Genomic DNA, 17,199 nt, shown 5'->3' on the forward strand with positions numbered 1-17,199 from the left:
GACGGCACGCTCCACGGCGGCGCGGGGCGGGCCGGCTAGGCGCCCGGCCGCAGCGGCCAAGGCCACCCCGCCGGGCGACGACTGGGAAGAGTTCTAACCTCGCTGACGGCGGAACCATTCCGCCGTCGCCTCATCGGCCGGGAAAAACGCCTCCATGCGCAGCTCATGCAAGGTCACGTCGTGCGGCGTGCCGAGTGTGGTGATGGTGGTGAACAGGTTCAGCTCCACGCCATCCTTGCGCACGGTGAACGGAAGGAAGGGCAAGGCGCGCCGGTCCAGGTTGGGCACGATGGACGCCGCGCGCACACCGGGAATGGCCAGCAGATCCTCCAGCAGCATGGTGGCCTCGCTGCCCGGCCCATCGCTCATTGCTTCGCGCTGTATCCACTGCAGCACATCGGCGCTGACGTCTTCCCAGTTCACGATGTACGGGCGCAAGCCATCCGGATCCAGCATCAACCGGATCACATTGCCGCTGGCGGGGGGACCGCCAAGCAGCCAGTGGATCATCTTGACCGCCGGATCATTGCTCATGACCAGGTTCCACAGCCTGTCCACCACCAGCGCGGGATAGGGCGCCTGCTGCCGCAGCATGAAGTCGAGCGCCTGCTTCACCGCCTGCATCTCGGGATCGGACAGCTTGCGCTCCTGGTAGGCCGGCGCGTAACCCGCCGCCAGCAGCATCACATTGCGCTGGCGCAGCGGAATATCGAGCACGATGCCAAGTTTCAAGATCATTTCGCGGCTCGGCTGCGAACGCCCGCTTTCCAGGAAGCTGATATGGCGCTGCGAGATGCCGCTTTCGGTCGCCAGCCGCAGCTGGCTGAAGCCGCGCTTGCCGCGCCAGTAGCGCATGGCCGCCGCGTAGTCGCTGAAATACTGTTCCGGTGCTGCCGCTCCCATATCGGTCCTTTCAAGACTGGATGAAGTCCAGCAAGTCGCTGTTCACCCTTGCCATGTGGGTGAGGAACATACCATGCGGCGCGCCTTCATACACGTTCAGCTTGACGTTCGGCAGCAGGGCGGCGCTGGGTTTTGCGGTCAACTCGAACGGCGCGCTGACGTCATTGGTGCCGGCAATCAGCAGCACGGGCAGCGTGATCTGCGGCAGCTCGGCGCGGAAGTCTTCCCGCTGCAAGGAGCGGTTGCATTCGTACAGGGCCTGCAGCGAAGCCTGCATCGGCATGGCGCGCAGCCAGTCCCGCATGCCTTGCGGGGTCTCTGGTGCGACGAAAGGCGGCAGGTTGTCGTCGACCCATTTCGGCAAGTCCTTCATCAGCTGCTCGTTGCGGAAGTGTTCGAGCACGCTGGGGTCGATGCCATTCGGGTTGTCGTGCGCCTTGACCACGTAAGGCGTCATGGTGCCCAGCATGGCGACGCGCTTGATGCGGCGCTGGCCGTGGCGGGTCAGGTAGCGCACCACCTCGTTGCAGCCCATGGAGTGCGCCACCAAAGTGACGTCTTCCAGGTCGAGCGCTTCCAGCACGGCGGCCAGGTCGTCGGCCAGGGTGTTGAAGTCGTAGCCGCGGCCAGGATCGCTGGAGCGGCCGTGGCCGCGCCGGTCGAAGGCAATGGTGCGCATGCCTTGCTCCGCCAGCGCCAGCATCTGGTAGCACCAGGAATCGGCGCCCAGCGACCAGCCGCCCACAAACAGCACCGGCTCGCCTTCTCCCCAATCGCGGAAGTACAGGTTGACGCCGTCGGCAGTGCGCACGGTGTTTGGTTCGATGATGCGGGCGCCGGAGATTTTGTATGCAGTCATGATTCGCTTCCTTTCCTTGGTTGATGAATCTATTGTCAACAAAAGCGCAGCGTGCGACGATTACCTCCCAGGTAATCAAACAGGAACCCATGTGACTTTCAATCGAGGACTTTCCCTGCTCTCTCTGCTCTCACTGCTGGCCGCCTGCGCCACCGCACAGGCAGACTGCCCGACGACGCTGCCGCTGAAAGGCGTCATTAATCTCGATAACTGCTATCCGATAGGCGCGGACTGCGTACCTGCCGCGGAGGCGCTATACCAGTACACTCTCGCTTCACCAGATGTCGGTGACGAAGTCCTGAGCATCAGCCTGCATGGAAGCCCCTGGCATTTTTACGGCCCCGACTCCCGCATCATGACCATCGAAAACATGGCAGGAATGGTCAAGCAGCAAGGCAGCAAGATCCACGAAGTTATCCTGATGGCTTCGTGGAGCGGCGCCTCCCCCGACAAACATCGCAGGTCACTGGCGCAGCAGTTGTCCAGTGCCCTCGGCGACATGAAGGTCAGCGGTCCGAATGGTTTCCTTTGGTACGAAAAGGACGGCAAGACAGCCGTCACTCAGCAAGCCTTCACTGTGTTCAAAACAGGCCCCTATGCTGTCAAGAAAGGCGAAAAGGTCATGGCATCCCTGGTCGAAGGCTGGCCTGCGCAATTTGAAGACACGTTTGCAAAGCAGCGCGATGCTCAGGGACTCCTGCGCGCCGGTGTCGGCCATGAAGTATTCAGCCTTTGTCCATCGCGCGCCTTGGCGGCATTCGATGCCTCAGCGGCCCTGGGTAACCCGATTGCCGCCTATAACGCCGCTATCCTGAGACTTGAACGCGGCGATAGCGGCGACCGTGAGGCAGCACTGGCATTGCTCAGGAAGGCGGCGACAGCCGGCGACCGGCCGTCCGCCACCCTGCTTGAACAAACGACATTGCGCAGCAAAGGCAAGCCGTGAGAGGATTACCCTCCCGGAGTGCAGAAATGAAAAACAGGAGTTCCCGTTGAAATCGATTTTGTTTGCGGCCAGCCTGGCCATCACTACCGCCACCGCTGCTGCAGCGGCCGCAGCGCCTTCGGCTTCGGCGAAGGCATCGGCCAAGGCGGCGGCTTCCGCCCCCGCTCCCGCTGCGGTGCAAGTACAGACGCGCGACGTGCCGGTCAATGACTTCATGCAGGGGCGCTTGCCGTTCGTGCTTCCCCTTAACGTGCCAGTGCCGGTGGAATACCAGCAGTCCAAAGTCAAGAAGATCGGCTATTCCTACTGGATGCGGCCCGAGGATGCGGTAAACGCCACCGCGGCCGCCCTGCCGACCCGCAACGGCTACATGTACGGTTCGACCGCCACCAACGTCACTTACGACGCATCACACCACGTGTTCTATGGCATTAACGATCCTGGATCGCTGAACAAGCTGCGCGGCGCAGCCACCAATATCCAGGTCAAGGAGTTTTACGACGTCAAGAACCCGGCCGTGATGATTTCCATGATCAGCGGCACGACGGGGCAGCCGGCCTACTTCATGTACATGGCAACGGGCAAAAAGAACGAGACCTTCTTCCTGTCCTACCGCGCGCCGGACGGCCGCAAGGACATCGGCGATGCGGTGTGGGCCAAGATGGCCGCCGCCATCAAATAACCAGGATTGCGCGGAAGTCGTTGACGTTGGTGCGCGTCGGACCGGTGACCACCAGGTCGCCCAGTGCGGCGAAGAAGCTGTAGCCGTCGTTGTTGTCGAGCAGGGCGCGCGCATCCAGTCCCAGGTCAACGGCGCGCTGCAGGGTGTCCGGCCCGAGTACGGCGCCGGCGTTGTCCTCGGTGCCGTCGATACCATCCGTATCGCAGGCGATGGCGTACACGCCCGGCACGGACTGGAATGCGACAGCCAGCGCCAGCAGGTATTCCGCATTGCGTCCGCCGCGTCCCGTCCCTTGCACGGTGACGCTGGTTTCTCCCCCTGAAAGGATCACGCAAGGCGGCCGCAAAGGGCTGCCATGTTCGATCACGCCCTGCACCAGGGCCGCGTGCGAGACCGCGACATTGCGCGCCTCGCCCTCCACCCGGTCACTCAGGACAAGCGGACGCAAGCCCTCGGCACGGGCAACATCGGCGGCCGCCTGCAGGGCATGCCTGGCGGTGGCAATGACGGCAACGCTGTTGCGCGCCAGGCGCGGGTCGCCTGGCTTGGGCGTTTCCAGCGCGGGGTCTTCCAGCACGTCGCGCACTTCTGCTGGAATGTCGATGCCGTATTGCTGCAGGATGCGCAAGGCGTCGGCTGCAGTGGAGGCATCCGCCAGGGTCGGCCCGCTGGCCACCACCGCCGGGTCGTCGCCCGGCACGTCCGACAGTACCAGGGTCACCACGCGCGCCTGGCCGCAAGCCAGCGCCAGCCTGCCGCCCTTGATGGCCGACAGGTGCTTGCGCACGATATTGATGTCGCCAATCGGCGCCCCGCTGCGCAACAAGGCCTTGTTGATGTCCTGTTTCTGCTGCAGGGTAATGCCGGCTGCCGGCAGCGACATCAGGGCCGAGCCGCCGCCGGACATCAGGCACAGCACCATATCGTCCGGCCCCAGGCCGCGTACCGCCGACAGCATGCGCCGCGCCGCGGCCTGGCTGGCGTCGTCCGGCACCGGATGGCCGGCCTCTATCACTTCCACCTGCCGGGTTGGGGCGCCGTGCCCGTAGCGCGTGACCACCACGCCGCTGAGCGAACCGTGCCAGCGCCGCTCCACCCCTTGCGCCATGCGCGCCGACGCCTTGCCGGCGCCAATGATCACGGTGCGGCCTTTGGGCGGCGGCGGCAGGTGGGCCGCGATGGTGTCGAGCGGGTCGGCCGCGCGCAGCGCGGCGTTGAACAGTTCCGACAGAATTTCGCGCCCGGTCTTCACAGCATTTCCCCTTTGCGGCCAACACACAGCATCACCAGTATGCCACCGACTGCCTGGCTGGCCGCCAGCAGCAGCATGCCGTTGGCGGTGCTGTGCGTGGCGTCCTTGATAGCGCCCACCAGGTAGGGGCTGGCAAAGCCCGCCAGGTTGCCGAGCGAGTTGATCATGGCGATGCCGGCAGCTGCAGCGGAGCCGCCCAGCATGGCGGTCGGAATGCTCCAGAACACCGGGAAGGTGCTGAGGATGCCCGCCGTCGCCACGCTCAGGGCTGCCAGCGCCAGCGCAGGGTCGTTGACGAAGTGCGTCGACGCCAGCAAGCCGGCGGACCCGATAAAGGCCGCCAGCACAAGGTGCCAGCGCCGCTCGCCCGTGCGGTCGGAATGGCGCGCGGAGACGATCATCGTCACCGCGGCAATGCTGTAAGGGATCGCAGTCAGCAGGCCGATATCCAGGACGTCCTGCACGCCAGTATTGCGTATCAATTGCGGCAGCCAGAAGCCGACACCGTACAGTCCCATCACCATCAGGAAGTAGACCAGGGCAAGGATCCACACCCGGCTGCTGCCGAATACGTGGCGCAGTCCCCATTGCGCACGCGGCTCGCCATCGCGCGCCAGTTCCGCTTTCAGCAGCGCCTTTTCATCGTCATCAAGCCAGGTGGCGTCGTCGATGCCGTCGTCGAGCAGGGCCAGCGTCAGCACGCCCAGCACCACTGCCGGCAAGCCTTCCAGCAGGAACAGCCACTGCCAGCCCGCCAGGCCGGCATGTCCGGCAAAACGCGACATGATCCAGCCCGATAGCGGACCACCCAGGATGCCCGCCACCGCCACGCCGCTCATGAAGATGGCGACGATGCGCGCACGCTTCTGCGCCGGATACCAGTAGGTCAGGTACAGGATCACGCCGGGGAAGAAGCCTGCCTCCGCCACGCCAAGCAGGAAGCGCATCACGTAGAAACTGGCTGGGCTGCTCATGAACAGCATGGCGGCCGACAGCAGGCCCCAGCTGGCCATGATGCGTGCGATCCAGCGCCTTGCACCGACCTTCAGCATGAGCAGGTTGGCCGGCACTTCGAACAGGAAGTAGCCGAGGAAGAATATGCCCGCCCCCAGCCCATACACCGTGTCGGAGAGCTGCAAATCCGCCTGCATCTGCAGCTTGGCAAAGCCGATGTTGACGCGGTCCAGGTAGGCCACCACGTAACACATGAACAAAAATGGCAGCAGGCGCCAGCCGACGCGCGCGTACAGCTTTTCGGTAGTGATCATTCTTGTTGTATTTCTAACTATGACACCCTAGAATCATTGCACATTTTTTCCGAATGGAGACGAAGAAGTGAGCATACGCCTCATCACCGGCCTGCTGCTGCCCTTGCTGGCCGCACCTGCCTTCGCTGCGGACCTGCCGCAGCCGCCCCTGGCCGCCAAGGTCCAGTGGATGGAAACCCGCCATGGCGAGCAGGTGACCGACGATTATCACTGGCTGCGTGAAAAGAGCGATCCCGCCGTGATCGACTACCTGAAGGCGGAGAATGCCTACACCGCCGCCATGACGGAGAACATCAAGCCGTTCGCCGACCGCCTGTTCAAGGAATTCAAGGACCGCACCCAGCCCGTCGACCTGTCCGTGCCGGCGCGCATGAACGGCTACTACTATTACAACCGCATCGAGGCCGGCAAGCAATACCCGCTGAATTGCCGCCGCAAGGCCGGCAAGGATGGCAACTACGACGCCAACGCGCCGGAAGAAATCCTGCTGGACCAGAACGCGATGGCGGAAGGCCTGAAGTTCTTCCACCTCGGCGTGATGCACGCCAGCCCGGATGGCAAGATGCTGGCCTACACGACCGACAGCAATGGCTTCCGCCAGTATGAGCTGCATGTGAAGGACCTGCAGACCGGGAAGGTGCTCTCCACCACCATGCCGCGCGTAACCTCGCTGGCCTGGGCTGCCGACAACAAGACCTTGTTCGTCACGCAGGAAGACGCCACCACCAAGCGCTCCGACCGCGTATTCCGCCTGCCGCTGGGCGGCGCGCCGGAGCAGGTGGTTCACGAGCCGGTCGAGCAGTTCGCGCTGGAGCTCTATACCGATAAGAACTCCATTTACCTCGCTGCCGCCTCCACCGACACCTATGAAGTGTCGATGCTGCCGAAGAACCAGCCGAAGGCCAAGTTCAAGTCCGTGCTGGGCCGCGAAAAAGGCCATCGCTATATCGTGCTGCAACGACAAGGCATGCTGTACATCTACACCAACAAGGACGCCAAGAACTTCCGCGTCGTTACCGCGCCGCTGTCCAATCCGAAAAAATGGACCGAGCTGGTACCGCACGACAAAGACACCCTGATCACGGGCATGAACGTGTTCGACGGCTTCCTGGTGCTGAATGAAAAATCGCGCGCGCTGAACCGCACCCGCATCTACGACTTCGCGGCGAAGAAATGGCTGACCGTGAAGTTCGACGACGAAGTCTATGTGTCGATGGAAGTACCGAAGGCCAATGACGACGAGACGCTGACCAAGTACCGGCTCAGCTACCAGTCGCCGCTGTCGCCGCCGACCATCATCGACGTCGACATGAAGACCGGCGAACGCACCGTGCTGAAAAAGCAGGAAGTGGCGGGCGGCTTCGATTTCAGCCAGTACGAAACCAAGCGACTGTGGGCGACCGCGCGCGACGGCGTGAAGGTGCCGCTGTGGGTGGCCTATAAGAAGGGCGTGAAGCTGGATGGCTCCGCGCCGCTGGTGCTGTACTCATACGGTTCCTATGGCATTCCGCAGGAAGCGACTTTCTCGCTGACCCGATTGAGCATGCTGGAACGCGGCGTGATTTACGCGGCGGCGCATATCCGCGGCGGCAACGACATGGGCGAAGCCTGGCATGACGACGGCATGCTGATGCACAAGAAGAACACCTTCAACGATTTCGTCGACAGCGCTGAATACCTGGTCAAGGAAAAGTGGACCAGCGCCGACCGCCTGGCGATCCAGGGCGGCAGCGCAGGCGGCTTGCTGATGGGGGCTGTGGTGAATATGCGTCCGGACTTGTTCAAGGCAGTGCATGCGGCCGTGCCTTTCGTCGACGTGATGAACACGATGATGGACGCCAGCCTGCCGCTGACCACGGGCGAATACCTGGAGTGGGGTAACCCGAACGAGAAGGCGGCGTACGACTATATGCGCAGCTATTCCCCGTATGACAACATCTTGTTGAAAGATTACCCTGCCATGCTGGTGACGACGGGCTTGAACGATAGCCAGGTGATGTACTGGGAGCCGGCCAAGTACGTGGCCAAGCTGCGTCGCAACAAGACGGACAGCAATCCGCTGCTACTGAAGGTGAATATGGGGGCGGGCCATGGCGGCTCGTCCGGGCGTTATAACGCGCTGGAGGATAAAGCGTTTGAGATGGCCTGGCTGCTGTCGCAAATCGGGGTGACGCAATAATTTTTGCGGTTTTTTGGAAAAACGCTTGCGCGGGTTTCCAAATCCATCCTATAATGCGGCCTCTTCTGAACGTTGTGACAAACGTTCGACAGTGAAGACAGGGGCGCTTAGCTCAGTTGGTAGAGCGGATCCCTTACAAGGATTAGGTCGGGAGTTCGAGCCTCTCAGCGCCCACCAGTCACACTGATGAAGAATTGGAGCGGTAGTTCAGTTGGTTAGAATACCGGCCTGTCACGCCGGGGGTCGCGGGTTCGAGCCCCGTCCGCTCCGCCAATATTCAGAAAAAAGCCCCGAAGAGATTCGGGGCTTTTTTCATTTCAGAACCCGGTAAATCGGGGTCTGACCCAAGGGTCAGACCCTGTCTGTTCGACGGCCGGGGTGGGTTGTGCGCCTTTGATCTTCGACGAAAGTCAAAAGCCTCGAACCAAGTCCGAGGCCTTTGTACATCTGGGGTCAGACCCTTGGGTCTGACCCCGCCTTACCGGGTTTAAGCCGCAATCGCAGCCGGCTCATCATCCGCCGAAGAGCGGATCAGGTAATCGAACGAACCAAGAGCCGCCTTCGCACCCTCGCCAACCGCAATCACGATCTGCTTGTACGGCACGGTCGTCACGTCACCCGCCGCAAAGATACCGGTCTCCGAAGTCTGGCCTTTCGCGTCAACTTCAATCTCGCCATGCTTGGACAGCTCAATCGTCCCCTTCAGCCACTCGGTATTTGGCACCAGTCCAATCTGCACAAACACCCCTTCCAGATCCACGCGATGCGACTGGCCGGATTCACGGTCGGTATAGCTCAAGCCATTGACCTTCTTGCCATCGCCATGGATCTCGGAGGTCTGCGCCGACTTGATCACCTTCACATTGCGCAGGGTAGCGAGCTTACGCTGCAGCACCGCATCCGCACGCAGTTCCGCGCCGAACTCGATCAGGGTCACATGCTCGACGATGCCGGCCAGGTCAATCGCCGCTTCCACGCCCGAGTTGCCGCCGCCGATCACCGCCACGCGCTTGCCCTTGAACAGTGGCCCATCGCAGTGCGGGCAGTAGGCCACGCCGTGGTTGCGGTATTCCTTCTCGCCCGGCACATTGATCTCGCGCCAGCGGGCGCCGGTCGAAATGATCACGGACTTGGCGCGCAGCACAGCGCCGGATTCGGTATGGACTTCCTTGATCTTGCCCGGCACGATCTTCGAAGCGCGCTGGGTGTTCATGATGTCCACGTCGTATTCCTTGACGTGCTGCTCCAGCGCCACCGCGAATTTCTGGCCGTCGGTTTCCTTCACCGAGATGAAGTTCTCGATCGACAGCGTATCCAGCACCTGGCCGCCGAAGCGGTCGGCGATCACGCCGGTGCGAATGCCTTTGCGCGCCGTGTAGATGGCCGCAGCAGCGCCAGCAGGGCCGCCGCCGACGATCAGCACGTCGAACACGTCCTTTTTGCTCAATTCAGCTGCAGCACGGGCCGAGGCGCCGGTATCGAGCTTGGCGAGGATTTCCTCGACGTTGGTACGGCCCTGGCCGAAGTGCTGGCCATTCAGGTACATCATCGGCACGGCCATCACCTGGCGTTCCTCGACTTCTTTCGGGAACACGCCGCCGTCCACCGCCACCACCTTGATGCGCGGGTTGATCACGGACATGGCGTTGAGCGCCTGTACCACTTCCGGGCAGTTATGGCAGCTCAGGGAGATGAAGGTCTCGAAGACGAAATCGCCGTCCAGGTTGCGGATTTGCTCGATGACTTTTTCATCCAGCTTGATCGGGTGGCCGCCCACTTGCAGCAGCGCCAGAACGAGCGAGGTGAATTCGTGGCCCATCGGGATGCCGGCGAAGCTCACGCCGATATCGGTGCCTTTACGGGTGATGTCGAAGGAAGGCTTGCGTGCCTTGTCGTCGCTGCCTGCCACCACGGTGATCTTGCCGTGGCCGGCGGATACGACATCCTGCAGCAGGGCCGACATTTCCTGCGATTTGGCGGAGGCGTCGGTGTGCGCCACGATCTCGATCGGGTGGACAACGCGCTCCAGGTAGGAGGAGAGTTGGGCTTTCAGGTCTGCGTCCAGCATGGCTATTCCTTTCTTGATTAGTCGCTTGCGGTAGGTACCGCTTCAACGCCCCAAGGCGACCCCGTGGGGTCGCCTGTTCAAGCCATTAGCAGACTAAGATGCTCAGATCTTGCCGACCAGGTCCAGCGATGGCTTCAGGGTTGCCGCGCCTTCGGTCCACTTGGCTGGGCAAACTTCGCCTGGGTGGGAAGCAACGTACTGGGCTGCCTTCACTTTACGCAGCAGTTCCGCAGCGTCGCGGCCGATGCCGTTGTCGTGCACTTCCATCACTTTGATGAAGCCTTCTGGGTTGATCACGAAGGTGCCACGCAGTGCCAGGCCTTCTTCTTCGATCATGACTTCGAAGTTACGGGACAGGGTGCCGGTTGGGTCGCCGATCAGGGCGTACTGCACTTTCTTGATCGCGTCGGAGGTGTCGTGCCATGCCTTGTGGGCGAAGTGGGTGTCGGTCGAAATGCCGTACACGTCCACGCCCAGCTTGGCGAATTCTGCGTGGTGGTCTGCCAGGTCTTCCAGCTCGGTTGGGCACACGAAGGTGAAGTCGGCTGGGTAGAACACGAATACGGACCACTTGCCTTTCAGGGATTCTTCGCTCAGGTCAACGAATTTGCCGTTGTGGTATGCGGTGGCCTTGAATGGTTTTACTTGGGTGTTAATCAGGGACATTGTGGTTTCCTCGTGGGTTTGTGAATCAATGAGACGCCAGTTTAAGGCTTTCACTGAGATTTGGAAATTTGATTGTTCAAATAGACTCAATAGTCTTTGCCTATCAGAACCGCGAAGCGCGATCATTATTATTTCCTTTTGGCGGGAAAACGGTTGCTGGCCGTGCAGTATTGCCCTATCGTCTTGTTTATTTCTCAACTGAAAGTCAGCTATGCCGTTCCACCCTCGTACTGCTTTGCTGTCGCTGCTGCTGGCGACCTCCGCCTCCGTCGGCGCAGCTCCATTTGGCCTGGATGCCCTGCCGGCGGAGCAGTGCGACGCCGAGGATGAAAACAACTGCGTCGCCAGCGACGAAAAGGACTCGAAATGGGTATTGGTGTTTGAGCAGCAATCTGACTCGGTCGAATATGAAAGCAGGGCTGTCATTTCCATCGACGGTGCTCAAATCGCGTTGAGACGGACCGGCGAGCAGATTACCGAGGGCAAGCTCAGCAAGAAAAAGCCCTCGCTCGGAGAGCGCCACCGCTATTTCTTTGCCTCGCAGGACGGCAAGCTGAAAGTTGAAATGGACGCCACAGTCACCAGTACCTCGTGCGAAGTGACCACGGAAAGCTGCTGCGGCGACGACTTCAAAGGCAAATTACTGGTGGAACGCGGCAAGCAGCGCATTGTCGTCCCTATTCGGTACTACCGGGGCGGCTGACTCTTGGAGTGGGAATTTTAGGGAGCAGTTGGCGCCAGTCGAAGACACTTGCGTCCAGTCCATCCAAGGTGTTCTTGAACAGCAGGCCAAGCTCGGTGTCGCCTTCCAGGATCAGGCGGCGGCTGAAGAATAGTGTGTCCGGGTCTTCCTGGCGGCGCGCCATCAGTACCAGGTCGTGCGCGCAGGCGCCGATGGTGAGGTCAGGCTGGTCGCCGTGGCGGGCCATTTCAAAGGCCTTGCCCTGCCAGCTGAAATCGATCGCCAGGCCAGCGTCTTCCACCCGCAAGCGCAGGCGGCGGGCGAACAGGGCTTGCTTCACATCGTCAGGCAATTGCGGCGCCAGGATGCGGTTCAGGCCCTGCACGAACAGCCAGGCTGGCGGCTGCGGCGGCAGGCGGCCCAGAAGACGGCCGATGGCGCTGGGGATGCGGTATTGGGCGGTACTCATCGAAGGATTCATGCCACGCGCTCCATGCCGGGCTGGCCGTACCAGAAGCCATCGCAGCTGCCGCCTGGCGCCAGCGGTTCGAGCACCACGGCGGCGTGCGGCGCCTGCCATTCGCCACGCCGTACCTTGTCGAAGACGGCCATTACTTCGAGCGTATCTTGCGCTTGCGGAGAAATGCGCAACACGTTGATGCCCATGTCGGCCATCTCCGGCATGGCGCGCACCAGGTTGCAGCACAGCGCCGACTGCGTCTGGATGCCGTTCAACACCAGGAAGGCCTTCTGTTCACGGGTGTCCATGATCAGGCCATCCGGATAGTCGATGCAGCTGAACTGGCAATCGTCTTTCGGCAAATTGCGGTTGCGGGCAGTCATGCAGCGGGCGGAAAAGGCCAGCGGCATGCGGCCCCAGGCAAAGACTTCGCTTTCCACGCCGGCCGGCTGGGTTTTCAGAAGCGTGGCGATGGCGCTGCGGTCCATCTCCAGCGGCGCCACCCAGCGGCGCGTGCCCTGGCGGGCCAGCACGGCCAGCGTTGGTTCGCTGTAGATGTTCAGGTGCGGGCCGGCGATGAAGCCGGCGCCTTCCAGGTTGCGCACGGCACCGAAATCATTGGCTTCCACCAGGAAGTCGCGGTTTTCGCACAGCTTGCGCATGGTAGTCAGTTCGGCGCCCGACTCGATCAAGGCTTGCGTGGACAGCACCACCTCCTTGCCGGCGTCGCGCAGCATGGCGCCGATATCGAGCCAGTCGGGCAGGCGCAGTTCGTGGCGGCGCGAGCATACAACCTCGCCCAGGTAGACGATGTCCACCGGGCTTTCCGCTACCTGCTGGTAGAACTCGAACATCGTCAGGCGCGGCCAGTAGTAAAGCACCGGGCCGAGGGCTAGTTTCAACATACTCATTTCCATTTGCGGTGATAGGCGCCCAGGGTGTGCTGCTGGCCTTCCGCTACGCGGTCGAGCGCAGCGCTCCAGCTTGGGTGGATGGCGAAGCGGCGCTTGCCGTCGCCGCAGGCGTCGATGGCTGCGCGCCAGGCTTGCGTTACCTGCGCCACGTAAGCGGGACTGCGCTGGCGGCCTTCGATCTTGATCGCCTTGACGCCCATCTGCACCAGTTGCGGCAGCAGCTCCATGGTGTTCAGGCTAGCCGGTTCTTCGATGGCGTAATAGGTTTCGCCTTCCACTTCAAAGCGGCCCTTGCACAGCGTTGGGTAGCTGGCGTTTTCGTCGGGCTGGTAGCGGTCGATCAGCACCCCGTTCAGGCGCGACTCCAGGCCTTTCGGGGTCTGCTGCCAGCGCACCGCCTTGGCGGGCGAACACACGCCTGCCGTATTGGGCGATTCGCCGGTGGCGTATGAGGACAAGGCACAGCGGCCTTCCACCATCACGCACAGGCTGCCGAAGCCGAACACTTCGATCTCGGTCTTCACATGGCGCAGCAGGTGCTCAACCTGCTGCATCGACAGCACGCGCGGGAGCACGGCGCGCGATATGCCGAACTGCTCATGGTAGAAGTTGATCGCTTCGTAGTTGGTGGCGGAGCCCTGCACGGACAGGTGCAGGCGCAGGCCGGGATATTTGCCGCGGGCATACTCCATCAGGCCAGGATCAGCCAGGATGATGGCATCAATACCGGCGCCTGCGGCGCGGTCGACCGCTTCGCGCCACAGCTTCCAGTTGGCCGCTTGAGGGTAGGTGTTCAGCGCCAGCAGTACGTTGCGGCCGCGCGCATGGGCGTAGCGGATGCCTTCCGCGATCGCGGCTTCGTCGAAATTCAGGCCAGCGAAATTACGGGCGTTGGTGGCGTCACGGAAGCCCATATAGACGCTGTCGGCGCCGTTGTCGACGGCAGCCTTCAACGCCGGCAGGTTGCCGGCGGGACAAACAAGTTCAATCATGCTTTGCTTCCTTGCAGGCGGCGCACGCCGTTCACGAAACGCGACAGCGTGTCGGACTGGCCGCCGCGCGGCAGCATAACTTCCACCAGCTGGAAGCGGCCGCGTCTCTGGACGGCGCTTTCCAGCGCTGCCGCCAGCTCGGCGCGCGTGGTAGCGCGGTAGCCGTCACCCCCCATTGCTTGCGCCATATCGGCGAAATGCCAGTCGCTCAAGTCACAGAAGGCAGATTGCGGCTGGAAGGCGCGCAGCATCTCCCAGCTGCAGTTGTTGAAAACGACCACAATCGGGTCCAGGCCGTAGCGCTGGCAATTGCCAAGCTCCCATCCCGTCATCTGGAAGGCGCCATCGCCTACCAGCACCAACGGGCGCTCGCCGCTGGCCGCTTGCAGGCCGAATGCGGCGGGCACGCCGTAACCCATGGTGGCGTAATAGCCAGGCGCCAGCAGGTCGGTATTTTCGATGTCCAGCGCGGTGAACAGGCAGTCGCCGATATCGGAGGCGATAGGCATGCGGCCGTGCTTGCGCATCATGTCGTTGACGGCGCTTGCCACATCCCGCGGGACGATAGCTTTGTCGTCAGCCGGTAGGTCGCATGGATAAGCGGTGCGTTCACCATGCAGGGCGGCATCGGCGCGCAGCGGCTTGGCGTGCGCCAGCAAGCCATCGACCAGCGCTTCCAGCGGGATGTCGTGGTAGGTGTGGTAGCCGAGGGTGACGTCGCCGTCCAGCGCCAGCATGCACTTGCGCAGGTCGATGCGTTCGCGCTGCACGCCGAAGTTGGTGTCGGACAGGATCACGCCCAGCATCAGCAGGGCATCGGAGCCTTCGACGGCTTCGGTCACTTCCGGTGCACCGGCGACGCCGAGGTAGGTGCCGAGCAGCGGCGCCTGGGACTCGCTGGCCAGCAGGCCGCGGCCCATGAAGCAGGTAACCACCGGCACCTGCAGCTTGGCGGCCAGTTGCGCCACCTTGGCCTCCAGGCCGAAGCGGCGGATTTCGATATCGACCATCAGGACAGGGCGCGCTGCGCGTTCAAGGCGGGAGAGCACCTCCTGGACGCAGGCGGCGAGTGCATCCTCGTCATGTTTCGGCGCCGGCGCTGCGTGTACGCGGCCACATGGCGCGTGCACCATGTCGCGCGGCAGCTCGATGTAGACCGGGCGCGAATGCGTGATCGCGCTACGCAGCACGCGGGCGATATCTTCCGGTGCGCGCAGCGGATCATCCAGCACGCATTGGTCGCAAGTGATTTCGCGGAAGATGGCCATTTGCGAATCCAGGTGCTTGACCTGGTGATGCAGCAGGAAGCCGTTGCGGCGTTCATTGGCGCCCGGAGCGCCGGAGATCACCACCATCGGCACTTTCTCCGCATAGGCGCCGGCGACGGCGTTGACCATATTCAGTGCCCCCGCACCATAGGTCACCGCCGCCACACTTAAGCGCCCGTGATAGCGCGCCGCCCCATCGGCTGCAAAGCCCACGCCCGGCTCGTGGCTCAGCGTGTAGAGGGGCAGGACGCCAGATTTCTCGATTTGTTCGAAGAAGGCAAGGACGAAGTCTCCGGGGATACCAAAGACTTCACGCGCGCCGTGATCAGCCAGCGCGTGCAAGAGGGAGTGTGCTAAATTCATGCCCCGCATCTTGCGCGCGCGCGCCCGAAAAATCCTTGAGCCAGGTCAAGTTTTCGCGCGCATGGATCAACTTCAGGCGGCCTTGACCAGCGCGGCCAGCATCACCTCAAGCGTCTTGTCGTGGCGCTTGATTGGCGGGACTTCGCGCTCGATGCCCAGCAGCTGGTAGACGGCCATCTGCGCCGCACGCACGGAGTATTCGACCGTGAACACCACATCGTCCGGCACTTCGACGAACTGGCTCACCAGCGCCAGGTTGCGCGAGCCGAACGGAACCGGTAGCGGCCTGTCGCTGTAGTGACGCGGCATGAACATGCTGGTGATATACGGCATGCGGCACGGGATGCAGTTGGCCTGTGCGAAGACTTCAGGTTCGAAGTTCAGATGTCCGGCCAGTTCACGCAGGATTTCCGCGCCGGTGCACTCCGCCATCGGTTTGGCGACGAAATTGCCGACCCGGTCCGGGTGCAGGGCGTAGCCCCAGAACACCTTCACGTTGTCCGGCTGGCCGGCGAAGTGCGGCTGGTGCGCCAGCACAACGGACATCAGCCAGTTGGAATCCTTGAAGGTCACCAGGCCGCCGGTGCCGGCGACGTTGCCGGAGAAGGCTTCCATCTGGTCGAAGAAAATGGAGTCTTGCAAAGTCACGGTGAACGATTCCCACCACGATTGCTGGATGTTGCGGTTGAAGGCGGCGGGATTGCCAAGCTCAGGGCGGCCTTCCGCCAGCCGTTCCCACAGCTTCCAGCCGCCGCTCTGGTGGCGGTCAAGCCGCTGCGGCGCCGCGTCCATGCTGCCGAAGCTGGAGGCGTCCGTCATCGAACCGTTCTGGAAGAAGACCAGGTCGTCCGGGACGATTGGCAGCAATTCGCGTTCGCCATCGCGTTCCAGTTCGATCGCATGCACCAGCAGCTGGCTTTTCGAGTCCGCCAGCTTGATGTCGGTCACCGTGCAGCCGGTCTCGATGCGCACGCCCTGCTGCTGCAGCCAGGCCTGGAGCGGCCTCACGAAGGAGTCGTACTGGTTGAAGACGGTGCGCTTGACGCCTGCCAGCGTCTCGATGCGCGAGAACTCTTTCATGAACCGGTGCAGGTAACGCTTGAATTCCACCGCGCTATGCCACGGCTGGAAGGCGAAGGTCGTAGCCCACATAGTCCAGAACGGCGTCTCGAAGAATTCCGGCGACAGGTGGTCGGTGATCGGGCTGTTGCCAAGCGCTGCTTCGTCGGCCTCGTGCAGCTTGAGCAACTCCATCCGGTCGCGCAGGTTGAAACCCATCGAAGTGACATCCACCTTGTGGCGGTTGCGGTCAACCAGGCGCGCCTGCGAATGCGACTTGTGCAATTCATTAAAAGCCAGCGTTTCGTCAAGCACCGACTGGCCTGGGTGCACAAGGGACGGGATCGATGCGAACAGGTCCCAGGTGCATTCGTAGTTATCGGTCGTCAGCATGCGGCCGCCGCGCAGGCGATAGCCGTCTTGCGCATTGCCCGCGCCATCCAGGCTGCCGCCCGCGACGCCGAGCGACTCAAAAATCCGGATTTGCTCACCGCGCATTTTTCCGTCGCGGATCATGAAGGCCGCCGCCGCCAGGTTGCCAATGCCGGCGCCGACCATGTAAGCCTGTTTTTCTTTTTCCATTTCGCTACTCCTTGCTTAGTCAGGGAGTAACTATAGGTCTCTGCAACGCGTCTTGT

The 17,199-nt window shown here is 62.3% G+C and carries 15 protein-coding genes and 2 tRNA genes; 6 read left to right on the plus strand and 11 right to left on the minus strand.

Features of this window, described 5'->3' with window-relative positions:
• Positions 1 to 93: 93 nt before the first annotated feature.
• Together GM658_RS19735 and GM658_RS19740 are read right to left on the minus strand one after the other, a co-directional pair.
• The gene (locus GM658_RS19735) at positions 94 to 903 is read right to left on the minus strand and encodes a helix-turn-helix domain-containing protein (RefSeq protein WP_211841901.1); all 810 of its coding nucleotides are present in this window, start codon (positions 901 to 903) and stop codon (positions 94 to 96) included.
• Between the two features lie 10 nt (positions 904 to 913).
• Positions 914 to 1,762: an alpha/beta fold hydrolase gene (locus GM658_RS19740; protein ID WP_155455783.1), complete on the minus strand. Its 849-nt coding sequence runs from the start codon at positions 1,760 to 1,762 to the stop codon at positions 914 to 916.
• On the opposite strand from GM658_RS19740, the gene GM658_RS19745 reads away from it, so the two are divergent.
• Together GM658_RS19745 and GM658_RS19750 are read left to right on the plus strand one after the other, a co-directional pair.
• A complete protein-coding gene (locus GM658_RS19745; protein ID WP_155455784.1) occupies positions 1,761 to 2,708 on the plus strand; it encodes a DUF8616 domain-containing protein in 948 nt (315 codons plus the stop codon). The genes GM658_RS19740 and GM658_RS19745 overlap by 2 nt on opposite strands.
• A gap of 46 nt (positions 2,709 to 2,754) precedes the next feature.
• Positions 2,755 to 3,390: a hypothetical protein gene (locus GM658_RS19750; RefSeq protein ID WP_155455785.1), complete on the plus strand. Its 636-nt coding sequence runs from the start codon at positions 2,755 to 2,757 to the stop codon at positions 3,388 to 3,390.
• On the opposite strand, the gene GM658_RS19755 is transcribed toward GM658_RS19750, so the two are convergent.
• Together GM658_RS19755 and GM658_RS29110 are read right to left on the minus strand one after the other, a co-directional pair.
• Complete coding sequence (locus GM658_RS19755) at positions 3,383 to 4,642, minus strand: glycerate kinase type-2 family protein (protein WP_371865176.1); 1,260 nt, start codon at positions 4,640 to 4,642, stop codon at positions 3,383 to 3,385. The two genes, GM658_RS19750 and GM658_RS19755, sit on opposite strands and share 8 nt — an antisense overlap.
• Complete coding sequence (locus GM658_RS29110; protein ID WP_211841902.1) at positions 4,639 to 5,910, minus strand: MFS transporter; 1,272 nt, start codon at positions 5,908 to 5,910, stop codon at positions 4,639 to 4,641. The genes GM658_RS19755 and GM658_RS29110 overlap by 4 nt, the downstream gene beginning before the upstream one ends.
• 67 nt (positions 5,911 to 5,977) lie before the next feature.
• On the opposite strand from GM658_RS29110, the gene GM658_RS19760 reads away from it, so the two are divergent.
• The 3 genes from GM658_RS19760 to GM658_RS19770 all read left to right on the plus strand — a co-directional run bounded on the left by GM658_RS19760 (position 5,978) and on the right by GM658_RS19770 (position 8,362).
• Complete coding sequence (locus GM658_RS19760; protein WP_371865177.1) at positions 5,978 to 8,089, plus strand: S9 family peptidase; 2,112 nt, start codon at positions 5,978 to 5,980, stop codon at positions 8,087 to 8,089.
• A 101-nt stretch (positions 8,090 to 8,190) separates the two neighbouring features.
• Positions 8,191 to 8,266, plus strand: a tRNA-Val gene (locus tag GM658_RS19765).
• A 19-nt stretch (positions 8,267 to 8,285) separates the two neighbouring features.
• A tRNA-Asp gene (locus GM658_RS19770) sits at positions 8,286 to 8,362 on the plus strand.
• A gap of 214 nt (positions 8,363 to 8,576) precedes the next feature.
• Here GM658_RS19770 and ahpF read toward each other — a convergent pair.
• Both ahpF and ahpC read right to left on the minus strand, forming a co-directional pair.
• The gene (ahpF, locus tag GM658_RS19775; RefSeq protein WP_155455787.1) at positions 8,577 to 10,157 is read right to left on the minus strand and encodes an alkyl hydroperoxide reductase subunit F; all 1,581 of its coding nucleotides are present in this window, start codon (positions 10,155 to 10,157) and stop codon (positions 8,577 to 8,579) included.
• Between the two features lie 102 nt (positions 10,158 to 10,259).
• Positions 10,260 to 10,823, minus strand: a complete 564-nt coding sequence (ahpC, locus tag GM658_RS19780; RefSeq protein ID WP_057265746.1) for an alkyl hydroperoxide reductase subunit C — start codon at positions 10,821 to 10,823, stop codon at positions 10,260 to 10,262.
• Positions 10,824 to 11,034: 211 nt separating this feature from the next.
• On the opposite strand from ahpC, the gene GM658_RS19785 reads away from it, so the two are divergent.
• The gene (locus tag GM658_RS19785) at positions 11,035 to 11,526 is read left to right on the plus strand and encodes a hypothetical protein (RefSeq protein WP_155455788.1); all 492 of its coding nucleotides are present in this window, start codon (positions 11,035 to 11,037) and stop codon (positions 11,524 to 11,526) included.
• On the opposite strand, the gene ubiT is transcribed toward GM658_RS19785, so the two are convergent.
• The 5 genes from ubiT to GM658_RS19810 form a co-directional block, all read right to left on the minus strand.
• Complete coding sequence (ubiT, locus tag GM658_RS19790) at positions 11,501 to 11,986, minus strand: ubiquinone anaerobic biosynthesis accessory factor UbiT (protein ID WP_308612984.1); 486 nt, start codon at positions 11,984 to 11,986, stop codon at positions 11,501 to 11,503. The genes GM658_RS19785 and ubiT overlap by 26 nt on opposite strands.
• Entirely contained in the window at positions 11,983 to 12,870 is an 888-nt protein-coding gene (locus GM658_RS19795) for a U32 family peptidase (RefSeq protein WP_155455789.1), read from the minus strand. The genes ubiT and GM658_RS19795 overlap by 4 nt, the downstream gene beginning before the upstream one ends.
• A gap of 2 nt (positions 12,871 to 12,872) precedes the next feature.
• Positions 12,873 to 13,871 carry a ubiquinone anaerobic biosynthesis protein UbiU gene (gene ubiU, locus GM658_RS19800; RefSeq protein ID WP_155455790.1) on the minus strand — a complete coding sequence of 333 codons (999 nt, stop codon included), beginning with the start codon at positions 13,869 to 13,871 and terminating at the stop codon, positions 12,873 to 12,875.
• Positions 13,868 to 15,502 carry an indolepyruvate/phenylpyruvate decarboxylase gene (ipdC, locus tag GM658_RS19805; protein ID WP_155455791.1) on the minus strand — a complete coding sequence of 545 codons (1,635 nt, stop codon included), beginning with the start codon at positions 15,500 to 15,502 and terminating at the stop codon, positions 13,868 to 13,870. Before ipdC ends, ubiU begins: the two co-directional genes overlap by 4 nt.
• 72 nt (positions 15,503 to 15,574) lie before the next feature.
• Positions 15,575 to 17,143, minus strand: a complete 1,569-nt coding sequence (locus GM658_RS19810) for an oleate hydratase (RefSeq protein ID WP_155455792.1) — start codon at positions 17,141 to 17,143, stop codon at positions 15,575 to 15,577.
• Between the last annotated feature and the right edge of the window lie 56 nt (positions 17,144 to 17,199).

Source organism: Massilia eburnea (genome assembly GCF_009720745.1).
Lineage (GTDB): Bacteria > Pseudomonadota > Gammaproteobacteria > Burkholderiales > Burkholderiaceae_D > Rugamonas > Rugamonas eburnea.

Coding starts and splice junctions, on each gene's coding strand:
- GM658_RS29110 (WP_211841902.1), bottom strand. CDS start 5,910: ATGATCACTACCGAAAAGCTGTACGCGCGCGTCGGCTGGCGCCTGCTG.
- ahpC (WP_057265746.1), bottom strand. CDS start 10,823: ATGTCCCTGATTAACACCCAAGTAAAACCATTCAAGGCCACCGCATAC.
- GM658_RS19795 (WP_155455789.1), bottom strand. CDS start 12,870: ATGTTGAAACTAGCCCTCGGCCCGGTGCTTTACTACTGGCCGCGCCTG.
- GM658_RS19810 (WP_155455792.1), bottom strand. CDS start 17,143: ATGGAAAAAGAAAAACAGGCTTACATGGTCGGCGCCGGCATTGGCAAC.
- ubiU (WP_155455790.1), bottom strand. CDS start 13,871: ATGATTGAACTTGTTTGTCCCGCCGGCAACCTGCCGGCGTTGAAGGCT.
- ubiT (WP_308612984.1), bottom strand. CDS start 11,986: ATGAATCCTTCGATGAGTACCGCCCAATACCGCATCCCCAGCGCCATC.
- GM658_RS19785 (WP_155455788.1), top strand. CDS start 11,035: ATGCCGTTCCACCCTCGTACTGCTTTGCTGTCGCTGCTGCTGGCGACC.
- GM658_RS19740 (WP_155455783.1), bottom strand. CDS start 1,762: ATGACTGCATACAAAATCTCCGGCGCCCGCATCATCGAACCAAACACC.
- GM658_RS19735 (WP_211841901.1), bottom strand. CDS start 903: ATGGGAGCGGCAGCACCGGAACAGTATTTCAGCGACTACGCGGCGGCC.
- ahpF (WP_155455787.1), bottom strand. CDS start 10,157: ATGCTGGACGCAGACCTGAAAGCCCAACTCTCCTCCTACCTGGAGCGC.
- ipdC (WP_155455791.1), bottom strand. CDS start 15,502: ATGAATTTAGCACACTCCCTCTTGCACGCGCTGGCTGATCACGGCGCG.
- GM658_RS19745 (WP_155455784.1), top strand. CDS start 1,761: ATGATTCGCTTCCTTTCCTTGGTTGATGAATCTATTGTCAACAAAAGC.